The 23,032-nt window shown below is 59.3% G+C and carries 20 protein-coding genes; 9 read left to right on the plus strand and 11 right to left on the minus strand.

Annotated features, from left to right (window positions below; genetic code table 11):
• Window positions 1-172: 172 nt before the first annotated feature.
• On the minus strand, window positions 173-1,306 hold the full coding sequence (locus tag ACP7AJ_RS08835) for a glycoside hydrolase family 88 protein (RefSeq protein WP_426059827.1): 1,134 nt from the start codon (window positions 1,304-1,306) through the stop codon (window positions 173-175).
• A gap of 455 nt (window positions 1,307-1,761) precedes the next feature.
• Between ACP7AJ_RS08835 and ACP7AJ_RS08840 the strand changes: the two genes are divergently transcribed.
• The 7 genes from ACP7AJ_RS08840 (at window position 1,762) to ACP7AJ_RS08870 (ending at window position 10,664) form a co-directional block, all read left to right on the plus strand.
• On the plus strand, window positions 1,762-2,250 hold the full coding sequence (locus tag ACP7AJ_RS08840) for a hypothetical protein (RefSeq protein WP_426059828.1): 489 nt from the start codon (window positions 1,762-1,764) through the stop codon (window positions 2,248-2,250).
• A gap of 226 nt (window positions 2,251-2,476) precedes the next feature.
• The gene (locus tag ACP7AJ_RS08845; RefSeq protein ID WP_426059829.1) at window positions 2,477-3,418 is read left to right on the plus strand and encodes a heavy metal-binding domain-containing protein; all 942 of its coding nucleotides are present in this window, start codon (window positions 2,477-2,479) and stop codon (window positions 3,416-3,418) included.
• A 39-nt stretch (window positions 3,419-3,457) separates the two neighbouring features.
• Window positions 3,458-4,261 carry a DUF305 domain-containing protein gene (locus tag ACP7AJ_RS08850; protein ID WP_426059830.1) on the plus strand — a complete coding sequence of 268 codons (804 nt, stop codon included), beginning with the start codon at window positions 3,458-3,460 and terminating at the stop codon, window positions 4,259-4,261.
• 217 nt (window positions 4,262-4,478) lie between these two features.
• Entirely contained in the window at window positions 4,479-5,702 is a 1,224-nt protein-coding gene (locus ACP7AJ_RS08855) for a TolC family protein (protein WP_426059831.1), read from the plus strand.
• On the plus strand, window positions 5,702-6,310 hold the full coding sequence (locus tag ACP7AJ_RS08860; RefSeq protein ID WP_426059832.1) for a hypothetical protein: 609 nt from the start codon (window positions 5,702-5,704) through the stop codon (window positions 6,308-6,310). The genes ACP7AJ_RS08855 and ACP7AJ_RS08860 overlap by 1 nt, the downstream gene beginning before the upstream one ends.
• Window positions 6,294-7,439, plus strand: a complete 1,146-nt coding sequence (locus ACP7AJ_RS08865) for an efflux RND transporter periplasmic adaptor subunit (RefSeq protein WP_426059833.1) — start codon at window positions 6,294-6,296, stop codon at window positions 7,437-7,439. The genes ACP7AJ_RS08860 and ACP7AJ_RS08865 overlap by 17 nt, the downstream gene beginning before the upstream one ends.
• Window positions 7,440-7,445: 6 nt before the next feature.
• Window positions 7,446-10,664: an efflux RND transporter permease subunit gene (locus ACP7AJ_RS08870; RefSeq protein ID WP_426059834.1), complete on the plus strand. Its 3,219-nt coding sequence runs from the start codon at window positions 7,446-7,448 to the stop codon at window positions 10,662-10,664.
• Window positions 10,665-10,811: 147 nt separating this feature from the next.
• Here the strand turns inward: ACP7AJ_RS08870 and ACP7AJ_RS08875 are convergent, their stop codons facing one another.
• The 8 genes from ACP7AJ_RS08875 to ACP7AJ_RS08910 all read right to left on the minus strand — a co-directional run bounded on the left by ACP7AJ_RS08875 (window position 10,812) and on the right by ACP7AJ_RS08910 (window position 18,023).
• Window positions 10,812-11,684, minus strand: a complete 873-nt coding sequence (locus ACP7AJ_RS08875) for a YeiH family protein (RefSeq protein ID WP_426059835.1) — start codon at window positions 11,682-11,684, stop codon at window positions 10,812-10,814.
• Window positions 11,685-11,994: 310 nt separating this feature from the next.
• Entirely contained in the window at window positions 11,995-12,906 is a 912-nt protein-coding gene (locus ACP7AJ_RS08880; RefSeq protein WP_426059836.1) for a LysR substrate-binding domain-containing protein, read from the minus strand.
• Window positions 12,907-12,954: 48 nt separating this feature from the next.
• The gene (locus ACP7AJ_RS08885; protein ID WP_426059837.1) at window positions 12,955-13,362 is read right to left on the minus strand and encodes a response regulator; all 408 of its coding nucleotides are present in this window, start codon (window positions 13,360-13,362) and stop codon (window positions 12,955-12,957) included.
• Window positions 13,363-13,423: 61 nt separating this feature from the next.
• Window positions 13,424-15,142 (minus strand): ATP-binding protein, encoded by a 1,719-nt coding sequence (locus ACP7AJ_RS08890; RefSeq protein ID WP_426059838.1) that lies wholly within the window; start codon window positions 15,140-15,142, stop codon window positions 13,424-13,426.
• A 4-nt stretch (window positions 15,143-15,146) separates the two neighbouring features.
• Window positions 15,147-15,494: a circadian clock KaiB family protein gene (locus ACP7AJ_RS08895; protein ID WP_426059839.1), complete on the minus strand. Its 348-nt coding sequence runs from the start codon at window positions 15,492-15,494 to the stop codon at window positions 15,147-15,149.
• Window positions 15,495-15,502: 8 nt separating this feature from the next.
• Entirely contained in the window at window positions 15,503-15,805 is a 303-nt protein-coding gene (gene kaiB / locus ACP7AJ_RS08900) for a circadian clock protein KaiB (protein WP_426059840.1), read from the minus strand.
• Window positions 15,806-15,850: 45 nt separating this feature from the next.
• Entirely contained in the window at window positions 15,851-17,593 is a 1,743-nt protein-coding gene (gene kaiC, locus ACP7AJ_RS08905) for a circadian clock protein KaiC (protein WP_426059841.1), read from the minus strand.
• 205 nt (window positions 17,594-17,798) lie between these two features.
• Window positions 17,799-18,023 carry a DUF1153 domain-containing protein gene (locus tag ACP7AJ_RS08910; protein ID WP_426059842.1) on the minus strand — a complete coding sequence of 75 codons (225 nt, stop codon included), beginning with the start codon at window positions 18,021-18,023 and terminating at the stop codon, window positions 17,799-17,801.
• 577 nt (window positions 18,024-18,600) lie between these two features.
• Between ACP7AJ_RS08910 and ACP7AJ_RS08915 the strand changes: the two genes are divergently transcribed.
• Both ACP7AJ_RS08915 and fbaA read left to right on the plus strand, forming a co-directional pair.
• On the plus strand, window positions 18,601-19,098 hold the full coding sequence (locus ACP7AJ_RS08915; protein WP_426059843.1) for a hypothetical protein: 498 nt from the start codon (window positions 18,601-18,603) through the stop codon (window positions 19,096-19,098).
• A 275-nt stretch (window positions 19,099-19,373) separates the two neighbouring features.
• Window positions 19,374-20,456, plus strand: a complete 1,083-nt coding sequence (gene fbaA, locus ACP7AJ_RS08920) for a class II fructose-bisphosphate aldolase (protein ID WP_426059844.1) — start codon at window positions 19,374-19,376, stop codon at window positions 20,454-20,456.
• A gap of 202 nt (window positions 20,457-20,658) precedes the next feature.
• Here fbaA and ACP7AJ_RS08925 read toward each other — a convergent pair whose 3' ends face one another.
• Window positions 20,659-21,318, minus strand: a complete 660-nt coding sequence (locus ACP7AJ_RS08925; RefSeq protein ID WP_426059845.1) for a hypothetical protein — start codon at window positions 21,316-21,318, stop codon at window positions 20,659-20,661.
• Between the two features lie 142 nt (window positions 21,319-21,460).
• A complete protein-coding gene (locus ACP7AJ_RS08930; RefSeq protein ID WP_426059846.1) occupies window positions 21,461-22,954 on the minus strand; it encodes a hypothetical protein in 1,494 nt (497 codons plus the stop codon).
• Window positions 22,955-23,032 lie beyond the last annotated feature (78 nt).

The following is a 23,032-nucleotide window of genomic DNA, read 5'->3' on the forward strand; positions in this document are numbered from 1 at the left end:
GCGGACTTTTAGTCCGCGTAAAATTTACTTAAAAGAGTGAAAATCGCGGACTAAAAGTCCGCGCTACTATCCGTCAGGCTCCCCTCTCCGCGGGAGAGGGGCTGGGGGTGAGGTTCCGCCGGGCGAGATGCAGCGTAACGCTCAGCCTGTCCAGCCAACAGTTCTTGTTCGGCTACTTCAACTTATACATCTCGCTTCCAGCCAGCAGGAAGCAGCCTAACCCATAATCCTCAAAGTCGGGCCGGGAAGTCAGGTTCACTGGCTGACCGTCCTTTGGTTCTTTGCCGGTGCCTTGCACGTAGGCCAGCGAGCCGTCGCGCTGTACGCCTTCGTCTACCATGGCCTTCCAGGCTTTGGCGATGATGGGCTCGTACTGCTTCTTATCGAGCAGGCCATTGTTGAGGCCCCAAGCCATGCCGTACACAAACAAGGCGGTACCGCTAAGCTCTTTGCCGCCGAAGTTGGCAGGGTCGTGCAGGCTCACATTCCAATAGCCGTCGGCACGCTGCAGGGCGGGCAGGGCTTGTATCATGGCCAGGTACATCTGCTCGTACTCGGCGCGGTGCGGAGCGTCTTTGGGCATGATGTCGAGCACACGCACCAGGGCGGCCACTACCCAGCCGTTGCCGCGGCTCCAGTAGCAGTCTTCGCCGTTGGGCTCTTTGTAGGGGGGCACAAAGTCCTTGTCGCGCCACCACAGCTTGTCCTCCGGGTTGTAGAGGCCGTTGGTGCCGTGCTTGGTTTTCGAGTAGTTGTAGATGCGGTACATCTTGCCATAGTAGGCCGTGTCCTTGGTCAGTACGCCCAGCTTGGCGAAGACCGGCATGGCCATTTGCAGGGCGTCAATCCAGTTCCAGTCGTCCACCTTCTCGCTTTGCACCATGTTGTCGATGCTGGCCTTGATGACGGCAATGCGCTCCGGCTTGGGGTCGATTTGGTAGAGGTCGAGGTAGGTCTGGCCGGCACACTGGTCGTCGGCGTTGCGGTTGGTGGCGCCCCCGCGAATACCCCATTGGTGCTTCTCGCCCCAGTCCACGGCGTAGTCGTAGTAGCGCTTCTGCTTATCGGTTTGGTAAAGGGCCATCAGGCCTTCGTAGTACACGCCGCGGGTCCAGATGTGGCTGGGACGGGTTTTGTTGGTCACGATTTCCTTGCCGGTGTCGGGCCACTTCTTCATGAAGTAGTCGTTGGTCCGGGTCATGGCCTTGAGCACGGCTTTTTTCTTGGGCAGCTTTTGCGCCTGCCCCGGCAGCATGGACAGCAGCAACAGGGTGCAGAGACCGGCTTTTAACACAGTTTTCAACATAGCAAGCAAAATGAGGGGGATAACCCGGCTACTCCAGCATCCCGTTCGTAACGTGGCTGTTGCCTAGCTTTGCGGCATTCACCACAGGCGCTGCAGGGAAAGGACAGGTGCAAGAAACCGCGTTGCACTACCCAAACTCTCCTGTACTCTTCGGTTTCGGGCCGGTGCTAGCTGCTGGGTGCATCCAGGCCCAAATCACGCAGGAATAGTCGTACCTAAATTTTGAAAGGCATAAAATTGCGCCGGAAGCGTGCATAATTACACCAAAGGCGGCCTTGGCCTCCACAGACGAAAGCGCCCTCCTAAGCGCTAGCAACTTAGGTACAAGCAACTTCTGACCCCAAATTGCTGTTACATTTCCGGCACTAGCAAACCAGCGGCGCCCTTTCTTCATAGAGAAAGATTTACCTGCTTCCGCAAGAGCACTCTACTTTTGCAGCTGCTTAATCCCTGTCATGTTCCGTAGCCTGTTCCCTTTCCGCCGTTTGCTGGCGACGACCTTCCTGGTCGTCTTCGTCAACGTGCTGGCGGGCCAGTGCTGGTGTGCTACCCTAAAGGTGCCCCGGGCTACCAACGTGACCTTAGTGCAACAGGCAGCTAAGAAGCCCGCGCATGCCGGCTGCCATGGCCACGGGGCCACTGCCAAAAACGACCAGGGCAGCACCGCCCAGAAAAAGGCCAGCCACCAACACAGCTCTAAAAAAAGCAGCACGGACGACTGCTGCCGCGACAAAACGGCTTCGCTCCTTTCGTCGCTGACCACACCCGCTGAAAAGCACCTGTTCAGCCCCGCCCCGGCCCTGTTGCCGGCGGCAACTGAGTTTCACTTCCGGCCCCTGGCTGGCAAATGGAACCGCACGGCCGCTGTGGCCCTGGTTCCGGCGCGGCACCTCAAGCCCAAAATTCCCGATATCCGCATTTTCATTCAGTCGCTTACAGTCTGATTGTTCTGACGCGCTACGGCTCGCGCCGGCATAGCAAAGCCATGCCGGCGCGAGCCGTAGCGTTTGCCTGTTGGCCTGGCTTCGCCGCGCTTTTTCCTTTCTCACATTCTGGGGTTCACCTGTGCCACACGCGCCGCGTGCAGCCGCTATGGGCATTGTGCTCAGCTAAGCACGAAGACTCCCATTCGCCTTTCGAGGCCTGCATTTCCAACACTCATTTCGTTTTATGAACCGCATCCCCGTTTCAGCGCTGGCCCTGGCCAGCCTACTCAGTTTCGCTAGCTGCTCTTCCGACTCCAACAGCAGCAGCCCTACCGATACCGTTGCCACCGCCACCGGCGCCGAGGGCGCCGCCGACCACGCCGGCGGCCACACCTACGCCTGCCCCATGCACCCTGAAGTAACCAGCACCAAAGAGGGCGAAGACTGCCCCAAGTGCGGCATGAAGCTGGTTCACAACGACGAGGTCAGCAACGGCAAGGCTTACCAAATGAAGTTTGAGGCCCAGCCCGGGCAGCCCGTGGCCAGGCAAGCTACTACCCTGGCCTTCACTCCGCAGGAAAGCGGCAACGAAGCTGCCCCCGTGCCGCTGGCCGTGGTGCACGAGAAGAAAATCCACCTCATCATCGTGAGCAAAGACCTTTCGCAGTTCCACCACGAGCATCCCGAGTTCACGGCTGAGGGCAACTACCGCGTGCCGTTCACCTTCCCCAAAGGCGGCGACTATGTGATGTTTCAGGACTACACGCCGGCCGGCAGCGGGCACCAGCTCGGCCGCCAGCCCATCACGGTGAAGGGTGCTGCCTACACGCCCGTTAAGTTCAGCAAAGACCAGATGCAGTGGAGCGGCGATGGGTACCAGGCCACCCTGGCGTTCGACAAGCCCCTGAAAGTGAATCAGCTGCTGGGCATGAAAATCAACATCAGCAAGGGCGGCCAGCCCGTGACCGACCTCGACAACTACCTCGGGGCCCTGGGTCACGTGGTGGTCATCAGCGAAGACACCGAGCGCTACCTGCACGTGCACCCCAACGACCAGGCCGACAAAGGCCCTGCCATCGGCTTCAACACCAACTTCGAAGCTCCCGGCCTATACCGCGTCTTCCTGCAATTCAACCACGGCGGCCAGATTCACACCGGTAGCTTCACCATCAACGTAGGCGTTTAAGTCTGTTTTCTCTCAACCTAACTCTTTCAATCCAACACCATGAAAATCTCCGCCTTTTCCCTCGCTTTTCTCGCCTCCGGCGCCCTGCTGCTGAGCAGCTGCGGCAGCAATGACTCGGCCAGCACCGCCAATACGCAAACCATGCCCGAGCACAGCGACATGGACGGCATGGACCACGAGACCATGAACCGCGACCCCAATGCCTCGCCCATGATGGACATCATGCACGCGAACATGGATAAAATGCATGCCGAGAAAACGGCCGGCAACACCGACCACGACTTCGCGCACCTCATGATGGCCCACCACCAGGGCGCGGTAGACATGTCGGAGCTGCAGCTCAAGGAAGGCAAAGACGCTACCCTGCGCGCCATGGCCGAGAAAATTATCGCCGACCAGAAAAAGGAAATTGCCGCCCTGGACGCCATTGCTACCCGCCTCGACGGTGCCCCCAGCAACTACAAGCCTACCGACCCAAACGACCCTTTCACCAGCAAAATAAAGAGCTCCATGGATGGCATGATGAAGGACATGCCCAAGCCCACCGGCAACGTGGACCAGGACTTCGCCATGCTGATGATACCCCATCACCAGAGTGCCATCGAGATGGCCAAGGCTGAATTGACTCACGGCCGCGACACCAAGCTCAAGGAAATGGCTCAGCAGATGATAACCGAGCAGGAAAAGGAAATCCAGCAGCTCCGAGCTTGGCAGGCCAAGAACGGCAGCAAGACCAATGCTAGCGCCGCCGTATACGAGTGCCCCATGAACTGCGAAGGCAGCAAAAGCGACAAGCCCGGCAAGTGCCCGGTATGCGGCATGAACCTGGAGAAGAAGGCATAAGGGGACTTCCCAGACGCGGAACCTCACCCCTACTCCCTCTCCCGCGGAGAGGGGGAGCCTGACGTACTACCCCGGAAAAGACCTCTTTCCGATTCGTTAAATAAACCAACAGTCAATGATTGCGACAGCACAAGCCGCTGGGCATGTTAAGAATACTTGTAATCGTCAGGCTCCCCCTCTCCATGGGAGAGGGGCCGTGCCCGGCAGGGGCCGGGGGGTGAGGTTTCGCGTCTGGGCACTCTGCCTATTCACCCTTGCCCTCTACCCCGCCGCCGCCCAGCAGCTAACCGTCGTCCGCCTCGACAGCGCTGAGATTCAGGCCCTGCGCCAGCACCCGCGCCTGCGCCAGTCCGCCCAGGAAATAGAAGAGCAGCGCGCCCTAAAGCGCGGCAGCTTCTCCCCCACCAACCCCGATTTCCTATTCGCCGCCCCCACCGGCTACCGCTGGGCTCCCGGCGTGGTGCAAACCATTGACTTTCCCGCCGTGTACCGCCAGCAGGCCCGCAGCGCCCAGGCTGGTATTGCCCTGGCCGAGCGCGGCCTCGACGTAAACCGCGCCACCGTGCGCCGCGACGTGCGCCTGGCCTACCTGGCCCTACAGATTGCCGAGGCCCAGGTACGGCAACTGACTTACCAAGACAGCCTGTTTCGGGTGCTGCAGGCAACGACCGAGCGCCTTTTCGCTGCCGGCGAAGTCACCTCGCTGCAGCGCATCAGCACGGCCGCCGAGGCCCGCCAGGTAAACAACCAGCTGGCCCAGGCCACCGTGGACCGGCGCTCGGCCCAGCGCCGGCTCGGCCTGCTGCTGGGCCGCCCCAATGCCGACCTCACCACCGGCACCGACCTGCGCCAAACCGGACCCGAGCTGGCCCAGGCCGGCACCGCGCTTCTCGGGAGCCTGCCCGTTCAGGACAGTGCCGCTGTGGCCGGCAGCCCCACGCTGGCTTACTATGCCCAGAACGTGAGCCTCAGCCAATCAGGCATCAGCCTGGTGCGGGCACGGCGCACGCCGGCCCTCACGGTGGGCTACCAGAACCAGGGGGAGGGCGACTCCCCCTTCAGATACCGGCTGATGTTTGGCGTGTCGGTGCCGGTTTATTTTTGGACCTACCGCTCGCAGCTGCAGGCCGCTACTGCTCGTGCCGGCGCCGCCCGCGCCCAGGCCCAGGTGCAGCAGCTGGAACTGGGCACCCAATACCAGCAGGCCCTGGCCGACACCCGAAAGTTTGCGACCTCGCTGGCGTATTACGAGCAGACCGGCTTGGCTCAGTCAAGGGCCATTATCAGCCAGTCGCAGCGCCTGTTTCGGGCCGGCGAAATCAGCTACCTGGCCTTAATACAAAGCCTGAACCAAGCCTTTACCATCCAAAACAGTTACCTGACCACCATCCGCGACTACCGTCAGGCCATTGTTGAACTTAACTACCTGCGGGGACTATAATGAAGACTATTCTCCTGCTGCTCCTGGCGCTGCTGCTGGTCACCAGCGCCCGCGCCCACGGCGGCGAAGACCACGGCGACGAAGCCAAAGCCTCGGCCGGTGGCATGGCCACCTCGTTTTCGGTGGCGGCGTTGTCCGAGAAATTCGAACTGCTGCTTCGCTTCGAGCCCCTCGAAAAAGGCCAAGACGCCGACTTGCGCCTATTCGTCTCTGACTACCCCACAAACGCCCCCATCAAGGGTGCCAAGTTCACCGTGACCTGCCCGGAATCAGCCAGCCTGAAGTTTGTGGTGAGCGAGAAGGCACCCGGCACTTATCTAGTAGAGGGAGCCTTCCCGGAAAACAAGAAATACAGCTTGGCCGTGAACATAGTCGCCGGCGACCAGGCCGACTTAATGCTGCTCACGGGCATCGAAGTCGGCAAAAAGCTACCTGTGGCCACAGCTTCGGAGGCAGCGCCAACCCTCTTTTCATCTTGGAAAAACATCCTGCTGCTCGTCGGCGCCTTCGTTCTGGGCATTGCCCTTACGGCCGTGCTCATGCGTCGCCGTGGCCCCACCGCCCCAATTGCTAACCCAACGCCCGTTGTTTATGAAAAGCACGCATAAATTTCTCGCTGCCACCGCCGCGCTGGGCTTCACCCTAACGGTGCTGCTGCCCCCGCCCGCCGCCCTCTGGGCTCACGGCGGCGAAGACCACGGCGACGAGGCCAAAGCCAGCACCGGCGTGGCCATGATAGACGCCGTGGCCTTGCCCAAGGAAAGCCAATTTCTGTTCGGCGTGCGCACGGCTCTGGCTGGCTACTCCGATACCTACAGCCGCGCAACGCTCTACGGCACCGTGACCTCCGCCGCGGGCGGCGAAGGCCGCATCGTGGTGCCCCAGACCGGCCGCATCGTGAGTCTGAATGCCAAAGTAGGGCAGCCCGTACGTGCCGGCCAGGTTCTGGCTGTAGTCGACCAAACCCTGGATGCCACCCAGCAAATCGGCCTTTCCACGGAGCGTGCCAACGCCCAGGCGGAGTTGCGCGCCGCCCAGCAGGACTACGCCCGCCTGCAATCCATTGCTGACATCGCCGCGCGCAAGGACGTAATTGCCGCCGAGCTGCGCCTGCGTCAGGCCCGCCAAAATGCCGCCATCCTCAACGGCCAAGCCGGCAATCGCCGCGTCAACATTACTTCGCCCATCAGCGGTACGGTCGATGTGTTCAACCTCGCCCTGGGCCAGCAGGTCAACCAGGGCGATGAGCTTTTCCGGGTACTGAACCCCGGCAAGCTGCGCGTCGAAGCCCAGGTGTTTGCCCAAGACTTGGCTAATATCACGCCCGACGCCTCCTTTCAAGTAGAAGGCCTACAGGGCCAGACCGGCAGCGCCCCGGCCCGCCTCGTGGTGTTCAGCAACACCGTGAACCCCGTGAACCAGGCCCGCCAGCTCGTGCTGGAGCTCGACAACACGGCCGCCGACCTTTTCCGCGCCGGCCAGGCCGTGAACGTGCAGGTGCTGGGCCGCAACAGTGGCAAAAAAGAACTGGTGGTGCCCACTTCTGCCGTCACCGACTTGAATGGCAAGCCCGTCGTCTTCGTGCACACCGAGCCGGAAATCTTCAAAATTCGCTACGTAAAGCCGGGTTCGGCCACTGGCCAGCAAACCGTGCTGCTTGAGGGCGAAGTCAACGAAAACGACCGGGTTGTGACTGTGAGCACTTATCAGCTCAAGTCCATCTACCTTAATCAATAAGCCAGGATGCTCGATAAAATCATCCGCTTCGCCCTGCAAAACCGCCTGCTCATGCTGGCGTTTTCGCTGGCGCTGCTCATTGCCGGCACCTATACTGCCCGTCAGCTGCCCGTCGACGTGCTGCCTGACCTCGACCGCCCCCGCGTGACGGTGTTCCTGGAATCGGCCGGCATGGCCCCCGAGGAAGTGGAAGCGCTGGTAACGCTGCCCGTCGAAACCGCTCTGAACGGCGCCACCGGCGTGTCGGCCGTGCGCTCCAATTCCGCCATTGGCTTGGGCATGGTCTTCGTAGAATTCGACTACGGCACCGACATTTTCACCGCCCGCCAGATTGTAACCGAGAAGCTGCAAACCGTCAACGGCCAGCTGCCCACAGGCATCACGCCGGTCCTGGGGCCCATTTCTTCGGTGATGGGGCAAATCATGCTGGTGGGCTTGTCGGGCGAAAAGACCTCGGCCGCCGACCTGCGCACCCTCGCCAACTACACCGTGCGCCAGCGCCTGCTCAGCATTCCCGGCGTAGCCCAGGTCATCCCCATTGGCGGCGACAACCTCCAGTACCAGGTGCTGCTCGACATGCCCCGCCTCAACGCCGTCGGCCTCACAATCACGCAAGTAGAAGACGCCCTGCGCCGCTCTAACCTCAACACCACTGGTAACTTTTTCGACCGCAACGGCTCCGAAGTTCTCATCCGCAACCTCGGCCGCCTGCGCTCGGTGGAAGACATCGAGAACCTCATTGTCGGCTACCGTGAAAACTCACCCATCACCGTGAAGCAGGTGGCCAACGTCGAGTTCGGGGCCCGTTTCAAGCGCGGCGATGGCAGCGTTAATGGCAAGCCGGCCGTGATTCTCAGTATCGAAAAGCAGCCTGGCACCGCAACCGTCGCCCTCACTCAAGCAGTGGATAAAGCCCTGGTCGAGCTCAAGCCCTCGCTCCCACCCGATGTGCAGGTGAATACCCGGCTCTTCAAGCAGGCTGATTTCATTGAGTCGTCGATTACCAACGTGGAGGAAGCCCTGCGCGACGGTGCCATTCTGGTGGTCATCGTCCTGTTTGCCTTTTTGCTGAATGTGCGCACCACATTTATCTCCCTGGTGGCCATTCCATTGTCGCTGCTCGTCACGGCGCTGGTGTTCCGGTTCGCTGGTATCAGCATCAACACCATGACCCTGGGCGGCTTGGCCATTGCTATCGGCGAGCTGGTCGACGACGCCATTGTGGACGTAGAAAACGTGTTCCGCCGCCTGCGCGAAAACCAGCTGCTGCCCCAGCCCAAGCCAGCCTTGCAGGTCATTTACGCCGCTTCCTCCGAAGTCCGCAACTCCATTGTCTACGCCACCATCATAGTAGTGCTGGTGTTCCTGCCGCTGTTTGCGCTGGAAGGCATGGAGGGCCGCATTTTCGCCCCGCTCGGCATTGCCTACATCACGAGCATCGTGGCCTCGCTGTTTGTGTCGCTCACCGTCACACCGGTGCTGTGCTACTATCTGCTGCCCCAGATGAAGCAGATTCGCGAAGCCGAGCAGGAAGGCCGGCTCATTCGCTGGCTCAAGGCCAAGGATACGCGCTTGCTGAACTGGGGCCTGGGCCGCCCCAAGCTGGTGCTGGCCGCCACTGGCCTGCTGTTTGTGCTGGCCGCTGCCATGGTGCCCTTCTTCGGCACCGAATTTCTGCCGCCGTTCAACGAAGGCTCCCTCACGGTTAACTTCTCGGCCCCGGCCGGCACCTCACTCACCGAATCCAACAAGCTCGGCACCCTGGGCGAGCAGCAGATTTTGCAGCTCCCGGAAGTGGCTTACACTGCCCGCCGCACCGGCCGCGCCGAGCTCGACGAGCACGCCGAATCGGTGAACAACTCCGAAATCGAAATTGCCCTAAAAAGCGAAGAGGAGCTAAAAAAAGCCGGCATCCCCCTCCGCAGCCGCGACGAAATCCTGGCCGACCTCCGCCAGCGGCTCAGCCTGATTACCGGCGTGAACGTGAACATAGGCCAGCCCATCTCCCACCGCCTCGACCACCTGCTGAGCGGCGTGCGTGCTCAGGTCGCCATCAAGGTTTTCGGCAACGACTTGCTGGAGCTGCGCCGCTACGCCAATGAAATCCGCGATGCCGCCGGCACCGTGCCTGGCGTGGTCGACCTGCAGGTAGAAAAACAAGTCCAGATTCCGCAGCTGCTGGTGCGCCCCCGCGACGCTGCCCTGCGCGCCTACGGCCTCGAGCGCGGTCAGGTAGTCCAGACCCTCCAAACCCTCTTCCAGGGCGAAGTCGTGTCTCAAATGCTCGACGGCCAGAAGCGGTTCGACCTCATTGTGAAGCTGCCCGAAGACCAACGCAATGACGTAGCCACGATTGCCAACACCCGCATCGAAACGCCGGCTGGTGCCCTCATCCCCGTGAGTCAGGTAGCCGACGTGAGCTACGAACCCGGCCCCAACACCGTCAACCACGAAAACACTCAGCGCCGCATCACGGTGTCGCTCAACGTGGCCGGCCGCGACCTCGGCAGCACTGTGCAGGAGGTGCAGCAGCGCATTCAGCAACAAGTGAAGCTGCCGGCCGGCTACTACCTCACTTACGGCGGGCAGTTCGAAAGCCAGCAATCTGCTTCCCAAAAAATTCTCTGGCTCAGCTTGTTTTCTCTGGCCGGTATCTTCCTGGTGCTCTACTCCCACTTCAAGTCCACGCTGATGGTGGGCCAGATTATGCTCAACATTCCGCTGGCCCTCATCGGCTCGGTGGTGGCGGTGCTGCTCACCGGCGGCACGTTCAGCATTGCCTCGCTGGTGGGTTTCATCACGCTCACCGGCATCGCCTCGCGCAACGGCATCATGATGATTTCGCACTACATCCACCTTGTGCAGCACGAGGGCGAGAAGTTTGGCAAGGAGATGATAATTCGCGGCTCGCTCGAACGCTTGGTGCCCGTGCTCATGACGGCGCTGGTGGCCGCTCTTGCCCTGGTGCCACTAACGCTGGCCAAGGATGCGCCCGGCAAGGAAATCCTCTACCCGGTGGCCACCGTCATTCTCGGCGGCCTGCTCTCGTCCACCTTCCTCGACATCATCGTGACTCCTGTGGTATTCTGGCTTTTGGGCGAAAAAGCCCTCGCGCAGTACCAGCGCGGCAACAGCGAAGTAAGCCTCGACGCGCATCCGCAGGAGTTGGATGCGCAACCCCTCACTCCGCCCTCCGACTTGAATCCGATTCAGCCAGCAGTTTGATAAGCTGATTAGGGCCTAGGGTAACAGGCCGAAAAGGTTAGAACGATGTAGAGACGCATACTTGCGTCTCGTCGTTGAACGATGCCCGAACGATAGCCCTGTCACGTTTCCCGAACGGCGCAAACGCCGAGATGCAATTATGCGCCTCTACACAACCTGCATAATCACATAAAGCGAAGCGCTGGAAATCACTACCCACAGCAGCACCCCTAGCAAGAACGGCCGAGCCCCCACCGCCTTCAATACCGTCCCCGACAACCCTGCACCGATAAAAAACAGCGTCACCGTCAGGCCTATTTTGGCTAGGGCCACGAGCACCGGTCCCAACGGCTTAGCTGCTGGTACGAAGGTGTTGATAAGCATGGTCGCGATGAAGCCAAAGATGAAATAGGGAATTTTGATTTTCACACCCTTCTGCTTGAAAAGCAAGGCTGTGCCAATGGATACAGGGATAATCCAGAGGGCGCGGGCCAGCTTCACAGTGGTGGCCACTTGCAAGGCTTGGTCGCCGTAAGCCGTGGCAGCTCCCACCACCGACGAGGTATCATGAATGGCAATGGCGCACCACAAGCCAAACTGGTTTTGCGTCATGGCCAAGGCGTGGCCAAGCACCGGAAACGCAAACAAGGCCAGGGCATTGAGCACGAACACCGTGCCCAGCGCCACCGACATTTCTTCGTCTTTGGCCCGCAGCACCGGCCCCACGGCCGCAATGGCGCTGCCCCCACAGATGGCGGTGCCGCACGATATCAGGTGGGTGACGTTGCGAGTGAGCCCCAGCCCACGCCCCGCAAAGTACCCCAGCACCAAGGTGCCCAGAATGGAGACCACCGTGAAAATAATGCCTTCCTTACCCGCTTGTACTGCAGCGAAAGCATTCATGCCAAAGCCCAGCCCTACCACCGAATACTGAAGCAGCTTGGGCGTGAGTTTTTTAGTAAGGGCGGCGAAAGGGTTGCCCACTGTTTGGGCCAGCCCCAGGCCCAACGCTAAAGCAAGAGGCGGCGACGCCCAAGGCATAAGACAGTAAATCAAAATCAGGCCAAAGACTACCTGCCGCAGGGCAACTTCCCGCCCAAAAACCACATGAGCGGTGTGGAAATAGCGAAAAAAGTCAACCTCCTTTTCTGCTTCAGACGCTACTATTGGCTTCGTTGGCGCCCCTGCCCGGCTAGCCTTTGCTGCCAATGGCTGCCTACCTGCTGCAGGCCTGGACTTGGGTGGATTTAAAACAGGATGAGGCATGCAACAGGAGCGTATTTCTGCTACAAATTTACGGCGCTACCCCAGTCCTGGGTAATGTCAAAATGTTATTTGAAATTACTTTTGGTTATGCGCCAGCTTTGAGGTAGTTGTGTACGAAGCCAAGAAAACGCTGTGCCGGCCGGGTCAGTGGCTGCCCCTGCACCCACAGCGCTTCGAACTGCCGGGGCAGGTGTAAACTCTCAATCGGCACAATTTCCAGCAGCCGGCCCAACAGCTCCCGTTTCAGGGCTCGCCGCGAAACAAAACCCAATGCCTCGGGCGCGGCTTCCAGATAGGCCTTGATGGCCTCGGTATTGTCGAAGTAGAAGGCTACTGGCAAGCTGCTGAGCTTGACTTTGAGCGTGCGCAAGGCAAATTCCAACACTTCCAGCGTGCCCGAGCCCCGCTCGCGCAGCACCAGCGGGCTGGCCAAGGCTTCAGCCAGCGGCATGGGTCTTGCGGGCGGGCCAGTAGCAGTTGCGCCGCGCACGGCCACCAGCTCATCGGTTAGCAGTAGCTCGTAGTGCAGGTCGCGACTTTTGGAGCGGCCCTCCACGAAACCTAAATCCAGCTCGCCGCGCAGCAGTGCCTCGGCAATGTGCTCGGAGTTGGCATTGAGCAGAGTAAGCTGCACCTTGGGGTAGCGCGCCTGAAAGGCTGGCAGCAGCCCCGGCAGCACGTATTGGGCCAGGGTGGTGCTGGCGCCCAGGCGCAGGCGGCCGGCGGCTTCCTCGGGGTCGCTCAAGGCATGGAACTGGTCTTCCAGCTGCTGGTGCGACTGCGCTACGTTCTCGGCGTGGGCCAGCAGCAGGCGGCCGGCTTCAGTGAGGGCCACGCGGTTGCCGCGACGCTCCAGCAGCCGCTGCCCATACTGGCGTTCCAGCTCCCGAATGTGCTTGGTAACGGCTGGCTGTGTGACGAACAGGCCCTGAGCGGCTTTGGTAAAGCTCAGGTGCTGGGCCACGGCCTGGAATACGCGAAGGCGGAAATCGGACATGGCTGCAAGGTATGTACCAGCACCTCTGCCCCGCCGCCCACGGGCCGCTTAGCGGTTAAGATACTTCTCCAGCACTTGATTGAGCTTGTCCTCGGTGAGGGGCTTGTTCAGAAAACCCGCGATGTTAAGCTTTTCTACCCGCTCCACGTCCTGCGGGTGCAGGGAGGTGGTGAGCATCACAATGATGATGGCTTGCTTCTGCGTAATGGGAAGCTTTTCGTACGCTTCCAAAAAGGAAAAACCGTCCATGACGGGCATTTTTACGTCGAGCAGAATCAGGGCCGGGCATTCTTCGCTTACTTCATGGCAGTGCTGCTGCAGCAAGTCCAGCGCCTCCTGCCCATTGAGGGCGACCAGCACTTGGTTTGAGGTCCCAAGGCGCTTAAACAGCAGCTGGTTGAGGAAGTTAGTGGTTGGGTCGTCATCGACCAGCAGGACACACGAAAGGCTTTGCATAGTAGTCAGGCGGTAATAATCACCCCTGAGCTGGGGCAGAATAACGACAGAACGGACGTGCTTATAGGCTAAAGTAAACCATAAAGGTGGTGCCTACTCCCAATTCGGAGCGCACAGCAATGCGGCCACCGGCATTCTCCACCATCTTTTTGACCATATAAAGTCCAATACCTGAGCCTTCCACGTGGTCGTGAAAACGCTGAAACATGCCAAAAAGCTTTTGCTCACTAGCCTGCTCCAGGCCCAGGCCGTTGTCCTGCACTTCCAGCACCACAAACGCGCCCTCTGCGCGCGTCAGCAAGCGCACGTGCGGGGCGCGGTCGGGGCAGCAGTATTTGAGCGCGTTGCTGAGCAAGTTAAACACCACGCTGCGCAGATTCTTCTCAGAAAACAGCACCGTGGGCGCAGACGCCACGTCTACTTCCAGTTGGGCCCCCGAGGTATGAATAAGCGGTTCCAGGTCGAGGCACACGTCCTGGATAACCAATGCCAAATCCACGGCTTCGGTGGGGCGGCCGTGTTCTTTTTGCAGCTTGCTCACGTCGGTGAGGTGCTCAATGGTGCGCTTGAAGCGGTTCACCGAGTCCTGCATCAAGCCCATAATGGGCTGCACAGACTCAATTTCCATTGTTTCGGCCGGCAGCTCCAGCACTAGCGCGTTCAGCAGGCCCTCGATGTTGCTGATGGGCGCCTTTAGGTCGTGGCTGGCCGTGTAGATAAAGTTGTCGAGGTCGACATTGACGCGGGTGAGCTGCTCGTTGTTGTCGCGCAGCTGACGCTGGCCCTGGTCGATGCGCTCAAGGGCCAGCTTGTGCTCGTGAATGTCGGTATAGGTGCCAATCCACTGAATAATCTCGCCCTGCTCATTGCGCGAGGGCTGGGCCCGGCCCAGCATCCAGCGGTAGTCGCCTTCGGCGTTACGGATGCGGCATTCCACCTCGTAGGGCTGTCCGGTGTTCAGGCTTTGTTGCCAACGGGCCAGGGTTGGGCCGGCGTCGGCCGGGTGCAGGCGCTCGCGCCAAGAGCGCCCGGCTTGAGGACCCTGGCCTTGCTGCCGACCAATATAGTCGTACCAGCGACGGTTGCGGTAGGTATGAACACCCTCGGCGGTAGTAGTCCAGGCAATCTGCGAGATGCCCTCCAGCAGGCGGCTGGCTTCGGCAGCAGCCCGCTCTCCTACCAGCCGAGCGGCTTCTTCGCGTTTCAGCTCCTCGGTTTTGCGGTCGAGCAGGGCGTTTTGCTCCACCACCTGGGCCTGAATGGCCGAAATTTCGCGCTGCGCCGACAAGTCCGTCACAATCACGGCCAGGGCTGGCGTCTCATTGAAAGCCAGCACGTTCATCGACACCGAAAACGGTACCAGTGCCCCGTCCTTGGTTTGCAGCAGCAGTTCGCCCTTGCTCTTGCCCTTCCACCCTTTTAGCACCAGCCGTGCCCAGTAGTCTTTGAACGCCGGCGGCACAAACTCGTCGATGCCACTGCCCATCACCTCGCCCAGGGCACGGCCCAGCAGGCCCGCCAGGCAAGCGTTGCAGTAAAGCACCGTGGCGTCTTCGCTGAGAAGCAGCGCGCCCTCGTTCATCTGCTCAATGAGGGTGCGGTAGCCCTGGTCGGCGCCCTGCAGCGTAAAAATGCGGGGACCTTCGGCGCTCTGCACCGCCAGTGCGTCCACGGCCCCGGTTCTGATGGCGTTTATCAGGTCCTGAGCTTCTTCGAGCTGGTAACGCAGTTCTTCGTTCTCCCGAGCCAGGTCGGCTGCAGTAGGCTGTGCTTCACTCATGGCTTTACTCGAGCGCAAACCGGTCGATGGCCGGCGGCGGTACCACCCCAAGGGCTTTTAGCACCCGCTCGCGGTCCGAGAAATCGCCTACCATGCGGCGTACCAAGCCGGGGCGCATTTTAATGAGCGTGGGCACGCCAATCAGGTCTTTTTCCTGGGCTAGCTCGGGTTGCTGATACACGTCCACTATCAGCAGCTCGTACCGTCCTTTCAGGTGCTCCTCGCAGATGTCCTTGATGTTGCGAACGGCCCGTGAGGAGTTGGGCGTAGCGCCCGTGATGTATAAATGCAGCAAATACTCGGGTCCAGTAGGCTCTTCCGGTGAATCCGAGGGGTCCAGTAGTGGTTCCATCAGATTCGTTATTTGTTGATGAGGGGACGCACGTCCAGGCCCACCAGCACCCGCTCTTCGTTGGAGAGGTCGCCGATGATTTTGCGAATGGGTTCGGGCACCTTGCGCACCAAGGTGGGGATGGCTAGAATCTGGTCGCCCTCGGCCAGTTGAGGATTCACCAGCAGGTCAATGACCTCAATTTTATAGCGGCCCTTGAGGTGCTGTTCGCAGTGCTTTTTCAGGTTGGCCAGGGCCGTTACAGATTTGGGGGTTTGGCCTGCTACGTACAAGCGCAGCTCCCAGGTTTCTTCGTCGTTTTCTTCAGCCATGGAGAGTGTGGGGAGCGAGGGCTAGCGGCACCTCGGGTATACGTACTACTTATTGTTTTCGCCGGCTGAGGGCGAAGTGTGTCGGGGCGGGTTGGCGGCGGCGATGCGCTGGTTACCGCTCGAGAGCGTTTGCTGGCGGTTTTGCTCGTCGGTGTTAATTTGCCGCAGTTCCTCCTCCACCGACTCAAACTCGGTGCGCAAGTTGGCAATGTTGGCTTCGAGCACACGGCGGCGGCGTTCCAACTCGCGGTCGCGGCGGTCGGTTTCCTGCTGGGCGGCCAGGGCCTGGGCGTGCTGCTGCAGCTGCTGGGTGAGGCGGCTGGCCCCGGTCACGATGCCGGTGGGGCCCACCACCACATCGAGCAACTCGATGCCGCGTTCGGTTACCACAAATTCGCGCACCTGGTTGGAGTGTGCCATGCCGCGCGACTTCAGAATGCTCAGACCGCGGTTGCGCTCGCCGATGCCTTCCAGGTCGCGCACGCTAATCCAGGTATCCACCAGCGACGACACGCCCTCTTCGGTCATATCGTTCTGGTTGAAGCGGGTATTAATTAAGGCGGTGAACAAGGCCGTAATGTTGTTGACCTTGAGGTAGTCAATCAGGCGGGTGAGCATGCTGCGCACCTCGTTGATGTTGCCCACCGAAATCAGGTTGCTGATGGGGTCAATGACCACAGCCGAGGGCTTGAAGTCGCGCACCAACCGGTGAATCGTCACCAAGTGGCGCTCCAAACCATTGACGGTAGGCCGCGAGGCCTCAATGCGCAGCAGGCCCTGGTCGATATAGGTTTGCAAGTCGATGCTCACCGAGCGCATGTTGCGAATGAGCTGCTGGGGCGACTCCTCAAACACAAACATGAGGCAGCGCTTGCCCTGGCGGCACACCTCTTGGGCAAACGCCGCGCCCAGCGTGGTTTTGGCCGTGCCGGCCGTGCCGGTTATCAGCACGCTGCTGCCGTGGTAGAAACCGCGGCGGCCAAACATCTCATCGAGGGCCGGGACGCCCGACGAATCCACCTCGTCCGATACCTCGTGGTCGAGGCGCAGCGAGGTCACGGGAAGCACGGCAATGCCGTCTTCGCTGATGAGGTAGGGGTATTCGTTGGTGCCGTGGGTGCTGCCACGGTATTTTACAATGCGCAGGCGGCGGGTGGTTATCTGGTCGATAACACGGTTGTCGAGCAGAATCACGCAGTCCGATACGTACTCTTCCAGACCTTGGCGCGTGAGCGTGCCGTCGCCGCGCTCGGCCGTAATGACGGTGGTCACCCCTTTGTCCTTCAGCCAGCGAAACAGCCGGCGAATCTCGGACCGGAGCACCGCTTGGTTGGGAAATCCCGAAAACAGGGCCTCAATGGTGTCGAGCACCACGCGCTTGGCCCCGATGGAGTCGATGGCGTGGCCCAGCCGGATAAACAGGCCTTCGAGGTCGTACTCGCCGGTTTCTTCAATCTCGGAACGGTCGACGTGCACGTGGTCGACGCGCAGCATTTTGCGGGCCTGCAGGTCTTTGAGGTCGAAGCCGAGCGAGGCCACGTTGGCGGCCAGTTCCTCGCCGGTTTCCTCGAAGGCCATGAGCACGCCCGGTTCGTTAAACTCCCGGATGCCGCGAACCAGGAACTCGATACCCATCAGGGTTTTACCGCAACCGGCGCTACCGCAAATCAGCGTGGGCCGCCCCTTTGGCAAGCCGCCTTCGGTGATTTCGTCGAGCCCTTCAATTCCGGTTGGGGCCTTCGGCAACTGGGGCAATGAGGAGGCAACAGGCGAGCTATACTCTTGCATGTATTAAGGTGTAGATTGTGCCAAAGTTAAACCTTGGCTGCGCATATAGGTTTCCGTTTGTTGGTTTGTCCGATATCGCAGCCGCTTCTAAACGCAATAATGACCCACCGCAATACGCTGTGCGAATTCAGTTTATTATTAAATTTCTACTGCTTTGGAGGAAGGCACAATGCCCGGGTGCCAGCTTGAAACTAGCCAACCAGTGCTAGCGGCTACCGGTTTCGAAGTCAAGCCAGCCAGCACGGTGCTGTTCCATTTCGTCGGCGCTGATGCCATAGGCGGCACAGGCTTCCTGGGCACTCATCAGGCCTTGGTCCACGGCGTTGAGCACTGCCCAAATCTTCACCTTGCGGTCAGCTTGCAAGCTGGCTGCATCGGCCGAATCTGGGCGGCCGTCGGTGTCAAAGAAGTCGGATGGGGAGTGGCTCATAAACACTGCAAGGTAGCCATTTGCTTGTTAAGAAAACATGAAAATTTTATTGAATAATGAAGGCATTTACTTCGAACAATTGAAGCCTGTCCGAAAAATGCTTTTCAGTGAATTGGCACTCATGCTGAACCGGTCGAAGCATCTCCACTTAAGTACCAACTATCAGTAGTTACGCGATAGGGATGCTTCGACCGGTTCAGCATGAGTGCCAATTCATTTTTCGGACAGCCTTTTAGTGTGGTTTTATAAAGATTTGATTTTGTAAATCAATAATATTATATACTCTGTGTTCATGGCATTTGTTAATATTCATCATTTCTGATTGCAAAACAATGCGCTTCGTTGCGGCGCATTCTCGGACGCATATGTGCTTGATGGGGAGTTAGCAGCCACTCAGCGGTTTTTTTGGGCCAGGCTATCGAGTTCCCCCTGGCATGGCCATCCTTCCATTCAAACTTTGAGAAATTCTCTAAAATTATCTATATGCGCATACATTAGCTTTATTGAATTATTCATGCTAACTTCCGGCAGCCATTTATCCCTGTTAATGAACGTCCTTTTTTAAATCCCCTTTGCCGTGCCCTTCACCAATGTCCTTCGCACCAAAAGCTCGCACCCCTCAACCTCAACGGTTGATAATGCGCCTCGCCTCCGCAACGACTCCTTCTCAAATGGTTCGGGCCAAACCCTAACGGCCTTCGACGCCGCAGTGTCGACTACCTACCCTTCAGGCTCCGATACAGACAGCCGACAGGGGCTGACCATTGGCGCACGCGGGTTTGACCGCGAAACGGGGGGGCAGTTTACCTTGGATCAGAACGACCCCAACCCCTATTTTGCCGAAACGACTATTCCGTTTACCTTAGCCAATGGGGGCGATGTACGCCTTGACCTCTTCGACTTGCTGGGTCGCAAAATGGCCAGCATCTCGCGCCCTGGCATGAGTGCCGGCGCGCATAGCATCTACTTAAATCTTAGCGGCCTGGGCCTGGCTGCCGGCGACTACGCCTACCAGCTGCAAGTAGCCAATAGCCGCGGAGTATTTCGCCAATGCAAAATGATGACGGCTGGCTAAAAATCAAGATATGTGCGGGAGAGGTGAGTGAAGCCCGAGGCTGACCGCTGCAACGGTCGGCCTCACTTCGTTTAGCGGGCATAGCAAGAACCATAACAAGAACCATAACAGAGCTAAAAACTGCGGCAATGGGGCTGAAAAGCGGGTCGTTACCCCGAAGCCTTTCAGGTTAGGCAGCGCCGACCGTACTTTGCTGTCCGGCACCTGCCTAGGGCCGTTCTTTCTGAGCTAATTTCTTTCCCCACCACCGCGGCTCTGCCGCATAACTACTTTTTATGGCTGACCAAACCCTTACCGGCCTGCGGGCGGGCGTCCTGCACGGCGACGAAGTCCAGAGCTTGTTCCAACACGCCAAGGCCAATGCCTTTGCCCTCCCGGCCGTGAACGTGACGGGTACCAACACCGTGAATGCCGTGCTGGAAACAGCGAAGGCCGTGAACTCGCCGGTGATGATTCAGTTTTCGAACGGTGGCGCGCAGTTTTATGCGGGCAAGTCGGTGAGCAACGACGGCCAGCGCGCCAGCATTGCGGGGGCCATTTCGGGAGCCCACCACGTGCACCTCATGGCCGAGCTATACGATGTGCCCGTGGTGCTGCACACCGACCACGCTGCCAAAAAGCTCCTTACCTGGATTGACGGCCTGCTCGAAGCCGGCGAGAAGTACTATGCGCAGCACGGCCAACCGCTATACAGCTCGCACATGCTCGACCTTTCGGAAGAGCCTATTGAGGAGAACATCGAAATTTGCAAGCGCTACCTCGAGCGCATGGCCAAAATTGGCATGACGCTCGAAATTGAGCTCGGCGTGACTGGCGGCGAAGAAGACGGCGTCGACAACACCGACGTGGATTCGAGCAAGCTCTACACTCAGCCTTCGGAAGTGGCTTATGCCTACAAGGAGCTGAGCGAAGTGAGCCCGCGCTTCACCATCGCAGCCGCCTTCGGCAACGTCCACGGTGTGTATAAGCCCGGCAACGTGAAGCTGCAGCCCAAAATCCTGATGAACTCGCAGCAGTATGTGCAGGAGCATTTCGGCACCGGCCCCCAGCCCATCGACTTCGTGTTTCACGGCGGTTCGGGCTCCAGCCAGGAGGAAATTCGCGAGGCACTCAGCTACGGCGCCATTAAAATGAACATCGATACCGACCTGCAGTGGGCGCTGTGGGAAGGCATCAAGGACTACTACGTGAAGAACGAAGGCTTCCTGCAGGGCCAGATTGGCAACCCCAGCGGCGCCGATTCGCCCAACAAGAAGTACTACGACCCCCGCGTGTGGTTGCGCAAAGGCGAAGAAACCTTCGTAACGCGCCTCAAGCAGGCTTTCGAAGATTTGAACTGCATCAACCGCCGGTACTAGACCCCAAAAGTGTCATTGCGAGGAGGCACGACGAAGCAATCCGTTCTGCTCTCAGCGACCAGCTTAATGGTGTGACAAACCTTTATGTAAGCAACAAAAGCCCCGTCACTGCGCAGTGACGGGGCTTTTACATTATTAGGCTGGTCGCTAAGAGCGGGACCGATTGCTTCGCCTTGCCTCCTCTCAATAACAGGACCGCACTCTACTTCCCAATCGAGCCAATCTTGGGCTGCACCTGAATGATGAACCGCTTGTTCAGGCCCTCCTGCGACCCCGTGTACCGCCCAGCACCGCGGAAGCCGCTGCCAGCTGCCACCACCTCCAGGTTGCCTGGAAAGCGCAGCCCGGCCTGCTCCCACAGCCGAATAACGGCCAGGGCCCGGCTGTAGCTCAACTGCCGCACCGCCGGACCGTCAAGATTGCGCGGGTCGGAGGCAGGAAAACGAAGGTCTTTGGCGGCCCGGCCTTCCACTACAATAAGGTACTGCACGTTGTCGTCGGTTTCAAGAGCCTTCATCTGGTTTAGCAAGAAGCGGCCGGCTTTTATCAGCGGGGCCTGGGCTTCGGTGGGCAGCACGGCGCTTTGGGAGGCAAACGTGACCGGGAAGTTCAGCTCGTAGCGCTTGTAGCGCTCGTTGTACACGAAGTAGTCGCTTTCCAGCCGCTTAAGGGCCGCTTTTATCTCATCGAGCTTGCGCTTTTCCTGCACTTGCACTTTGAGGTCGTAGATGAGCTTGTCGTTGTCACGCTGCTTGTCTTTGAAAAGCTTGTAGCTGAGTACGAACATGACGAGCATGGTCAGGAACAAGGCCGTCATAAGGTCCACGTAACTGGGCCAGAAGAAGTCCCTGCTCTCTTTCATCGGTTGGCTATTTTTTTGAATTAGTAGAACGTCATGCTGAGCGCAGCCGAAGCATCCCTACCACGAGAGTAATTTATTAAGTTACGCGGTAGAGATGCTTCGGCTCCGCTCAGCATGACGTTCTTATTAAAGCTTATTAGCACTACTTCTTCCCCAGCACCGTCCGCTGAAACCAGTTGGGCTTGGTCAGCTCTTCTAGCACCTTATTTGTGCGGTCTACCTGCTGCAACAGCTGCTGCTGCAGTTGCGCGTCGGCCAGCAGGCGGGCCTCCATGCGCTGCATGGCTTGAGCAGCCAAGGCCGCCTGGCGCTCCTGTAGCACGTTTAGTTGCTGCTGCTGGGCCGGCAGCTGCGTAAAGGGGTTCAAGTACTCCGTTATTTTCTGGTAAACGTTGTTGTTGTTTAGCTCACGAAAATGGCGCTGCCACTGCTCGTGAGCTTCGGTAGCTTCCTGCTGCAGCTCCTGCAGGCGGCCGTCGAGCTGCTCGTCCATGCGATGCACGCCCTCACTCACGCCTTGGCGAATCTGAGCGCCCAAGTCGGCCAGCAGCTTGCCGTGCTGGCTGAAAAACGCCACTTGTTGGCGCAGGGCATCGTCATGCTGCTGCAGATATTGCGGCACGCTGGCCAGGCCCTGCTCTAGAGCGGTGAGGCGGTTGAGCAGCGCGCCGATGGTCTGGGCTGCTTCGTTGCTGTGCGTTACGGTGGTATTCAACGCCTGCTGGTAGCCCAAGAACTTCTCGAAGGTCTGGGCACTTTCATCTACCCTGTCGAACACCTTGATGGTGGCATTAGCCAACTCCGAATAGCCAATTTTCTCCAGCTGCTCTAGGAAGCGCTTTTGCACGCTCACGTTCTCGGTGATGCTGGCAATGAGCGGCGTAAACTCGTGAATTTTGCTGAAAAAATCGTTCTGAATCTGGCTGAAGAACTCGGCGTTGAAGGTGTCGAGCACCGATTTTAGGTTTGCCATGCCCGCCTGCATGTCAGAGTTCAGCTTGGGCAGCAGGGCTTTTTGCAGGTAAGTGTAGTAGGCGTTTATGTTGCGGTCGCGCTGGGCCCGGGCTTGCTTAAGCAGTTGGTTTCCAGCCAGCGTGAAGGCCAAGCCAAACAAGCTACCAATCATAGCGATGAGCACGCCGCCCAGGAAATGCTGCACGTCGTTGTTGCTGAACGACGTGTCCAGCGCCGGGTCGGCTGCTACTTCCGCAAACGGGTTGCCCACCAGCGAGACCAGACCCAGGATGGCGCCTGTGAAGGTGCCCAGCAGGCCCAGGTACAGCGGCGTGGCAATCTGGGCCTGAATCTCTTCGTCCAAGGCTTCGGCGTGGCGCTCCGAAATGTCTTTCAGAATGCCGAAGTCGGCCGCGGCACCGCGGTTGTTTTGCAGGTACTCGTTGGTGTCCGCAATGATTTGCGCAAACTCCGGCGAGGCATCGCGGGTGATGAGGGCGTCGTACTGGACGGCGAAGTTTTTCTCCGGATTAGCCGCAGTGTAGGTTATCGGCTGCACGGCCACGGCACCCGCGGGCGGGTACATAGCCGCTACCCGGTCGGTCAGCTGGCGGTTGCGCCAGAACACCACGGCCTGCCACGCTACGAGTGCCAGAATTAGGGCAATTTCAATAAAGAGCATAGAGGCTTCGTCAAATAATTGCCGAAGTTACTGCGGCAGTACCGGCATCGTACCAAATGCGGCGAGGCACCCCTAAGG

The sequence above is a fragment of the Hymenobacter sp. B1770 genome (assembly GCF_049896385.1).
GTDB lineage: Bacteria > Bacteroidota > Bacteroidia > Cytophagales > Hymenobacteraceae > Hymenobacter.

What these genes read in the sequence shown, in the direction of transcription:
- kaiB (WP_426059840.1), bottom strand. Translation starts at nt 15,805, where the DNA reads ATGGCTGAAGAAAACGACGAAGAAACCTGGGAGCTGCGCTTGTACGTA.
- ACP7AJ_RS08930 (WP_426059846.1), bottom strand. Translation starts at nt 22,954, where the DNA reads ATGCTCTTTATTGAAATTGCCCTAATTCTGGCACTCGTAGCGTGGCAG.
- ACP7AJ_RS08895 (WP_426059839.1), bottom strand. Translation starts at nt 15,494, where the DNA reads ATGGAACCACTACTGGACCCCTCGGATTCACCGGAAGAGCCTACTGGA.
- ACP7AJ_RS08880 (WP_426059836.1), bottom strand. Translation starts at nt 12,906, where the DNA reads ATGTCCGATTTCCGCCTTCGCGTATTCCAGGCCGTGGCCCAGCACCTG.
- ACP7AJ_RS08910 (WP_426059842.1), bottom strand. Translation starts at nt 18,023, where the DNA reads ATGAGCCACTCCCCATCCGACTTCTTTGACACCGACGGCCGCCCAGAT.
- ACP7AJ_RS08850 (WP_426059830.1), top strand. Translation starts at nt 3,458, where the DNA reads ATGAAAATCTCCGCCTTTTCCCTCGCTTTTCTCGCCTCCGGCGCCCTG.
- fbaA (WP_426059844.1), top strand. Translation starts at nt 19,374, where the DNA reads ATGGCTGACCAAACCCTTACCGGCCTGCGGGCGGGCGTCCTGCACGGC.
- ACP7AJ_RS08835 (WP_426059827.1), bottom strand. Translation starts at nt 1,306, where the DNA reads ATGTTGAAAACTGTGTTAAAAGCCGGTCTCTGCACCCTGTTGCTGCTG.
- ACP7AJ_RS08925 (WP_426059845.1), bottom strand. Translation starts at nt 21,318, where the DNA reads ATGAAAGAGAGCAGGGACTTCTTCTGGCCCAGTTACGTGGACCTTATG.
- ACP7AJ_RS08845 (WP_426059829.1), top strand. Translation starts at nt 2,477, where the DNA reads ATGAACCGCATCCCCGTTTCAGCGCTGGCCCTGGCCAGCCTACTCAGT.
- ACP7AJ_RS08865 (WP_426059833.1), top strand. Translation starts at nt 6,294, where the DNA reads ATGAAAAGCACGCATAAATTTCTCGCTGCCACCGCCGCGCTGGGCTTC.
- ACP7AJ_RS08875 (WP_426059835.1), bottom strand. Translation starts at nt 11,684, where the DNA reads ATGCCTTGGGCGTCGCCGCCTCTTGCTTTAGCGTTGGGCCTGGGGCTG.
- ACP7AJ_RS08860 (WP_426059832.1), top strand. Translation starts at nt 5,702, where the DNA reads ATGAAGACTATTCTCCTGCTGCTCCTGGCGCTGCTGCTGGTCACCAGC.
- ACP7AJ_RS08890 (WP_426059838.1), bottom strand. Translation starts at nt 15,142, where the DNA reads ATGAGTGAAGCACAGCCTACTGCAGCCGACCTGGCTCGGGAGAACGAA.
- ACP7AJ_RS08870 (WP_426059834.1), top strand. Translation starts at nt 7,446, where the DNA reads ATGCTCGATAAAATCATCCGCTTCGCCCTGCAAAACCGCCTGCTCATG.
- ACP7AJ_RS08840 (WP_426059828.1), top strand. Translation starts at nt 1,762, where the DNA reads ATGTTCCGTAGCCTGTTCCCTTTCCGCCGTTTGCTGGCGACGACCTTC.
- ACP7AJ_RS08885 (WP_426059837.1), bottom strand. Translation starts at nt 13,362, where the DNA reads ATGCAAAGCCTTTCGTGTGTCCTGCTGGTCGATGACGACCCAACCACT.
- kaiC (WP_426059841.1), bottom strand. Translation starts at nt 17,593, where the DNA reads ATGCAAGAGTATAGCTCGCCTGTTGCCTCCTCATTGCCCCAGTTGCCG.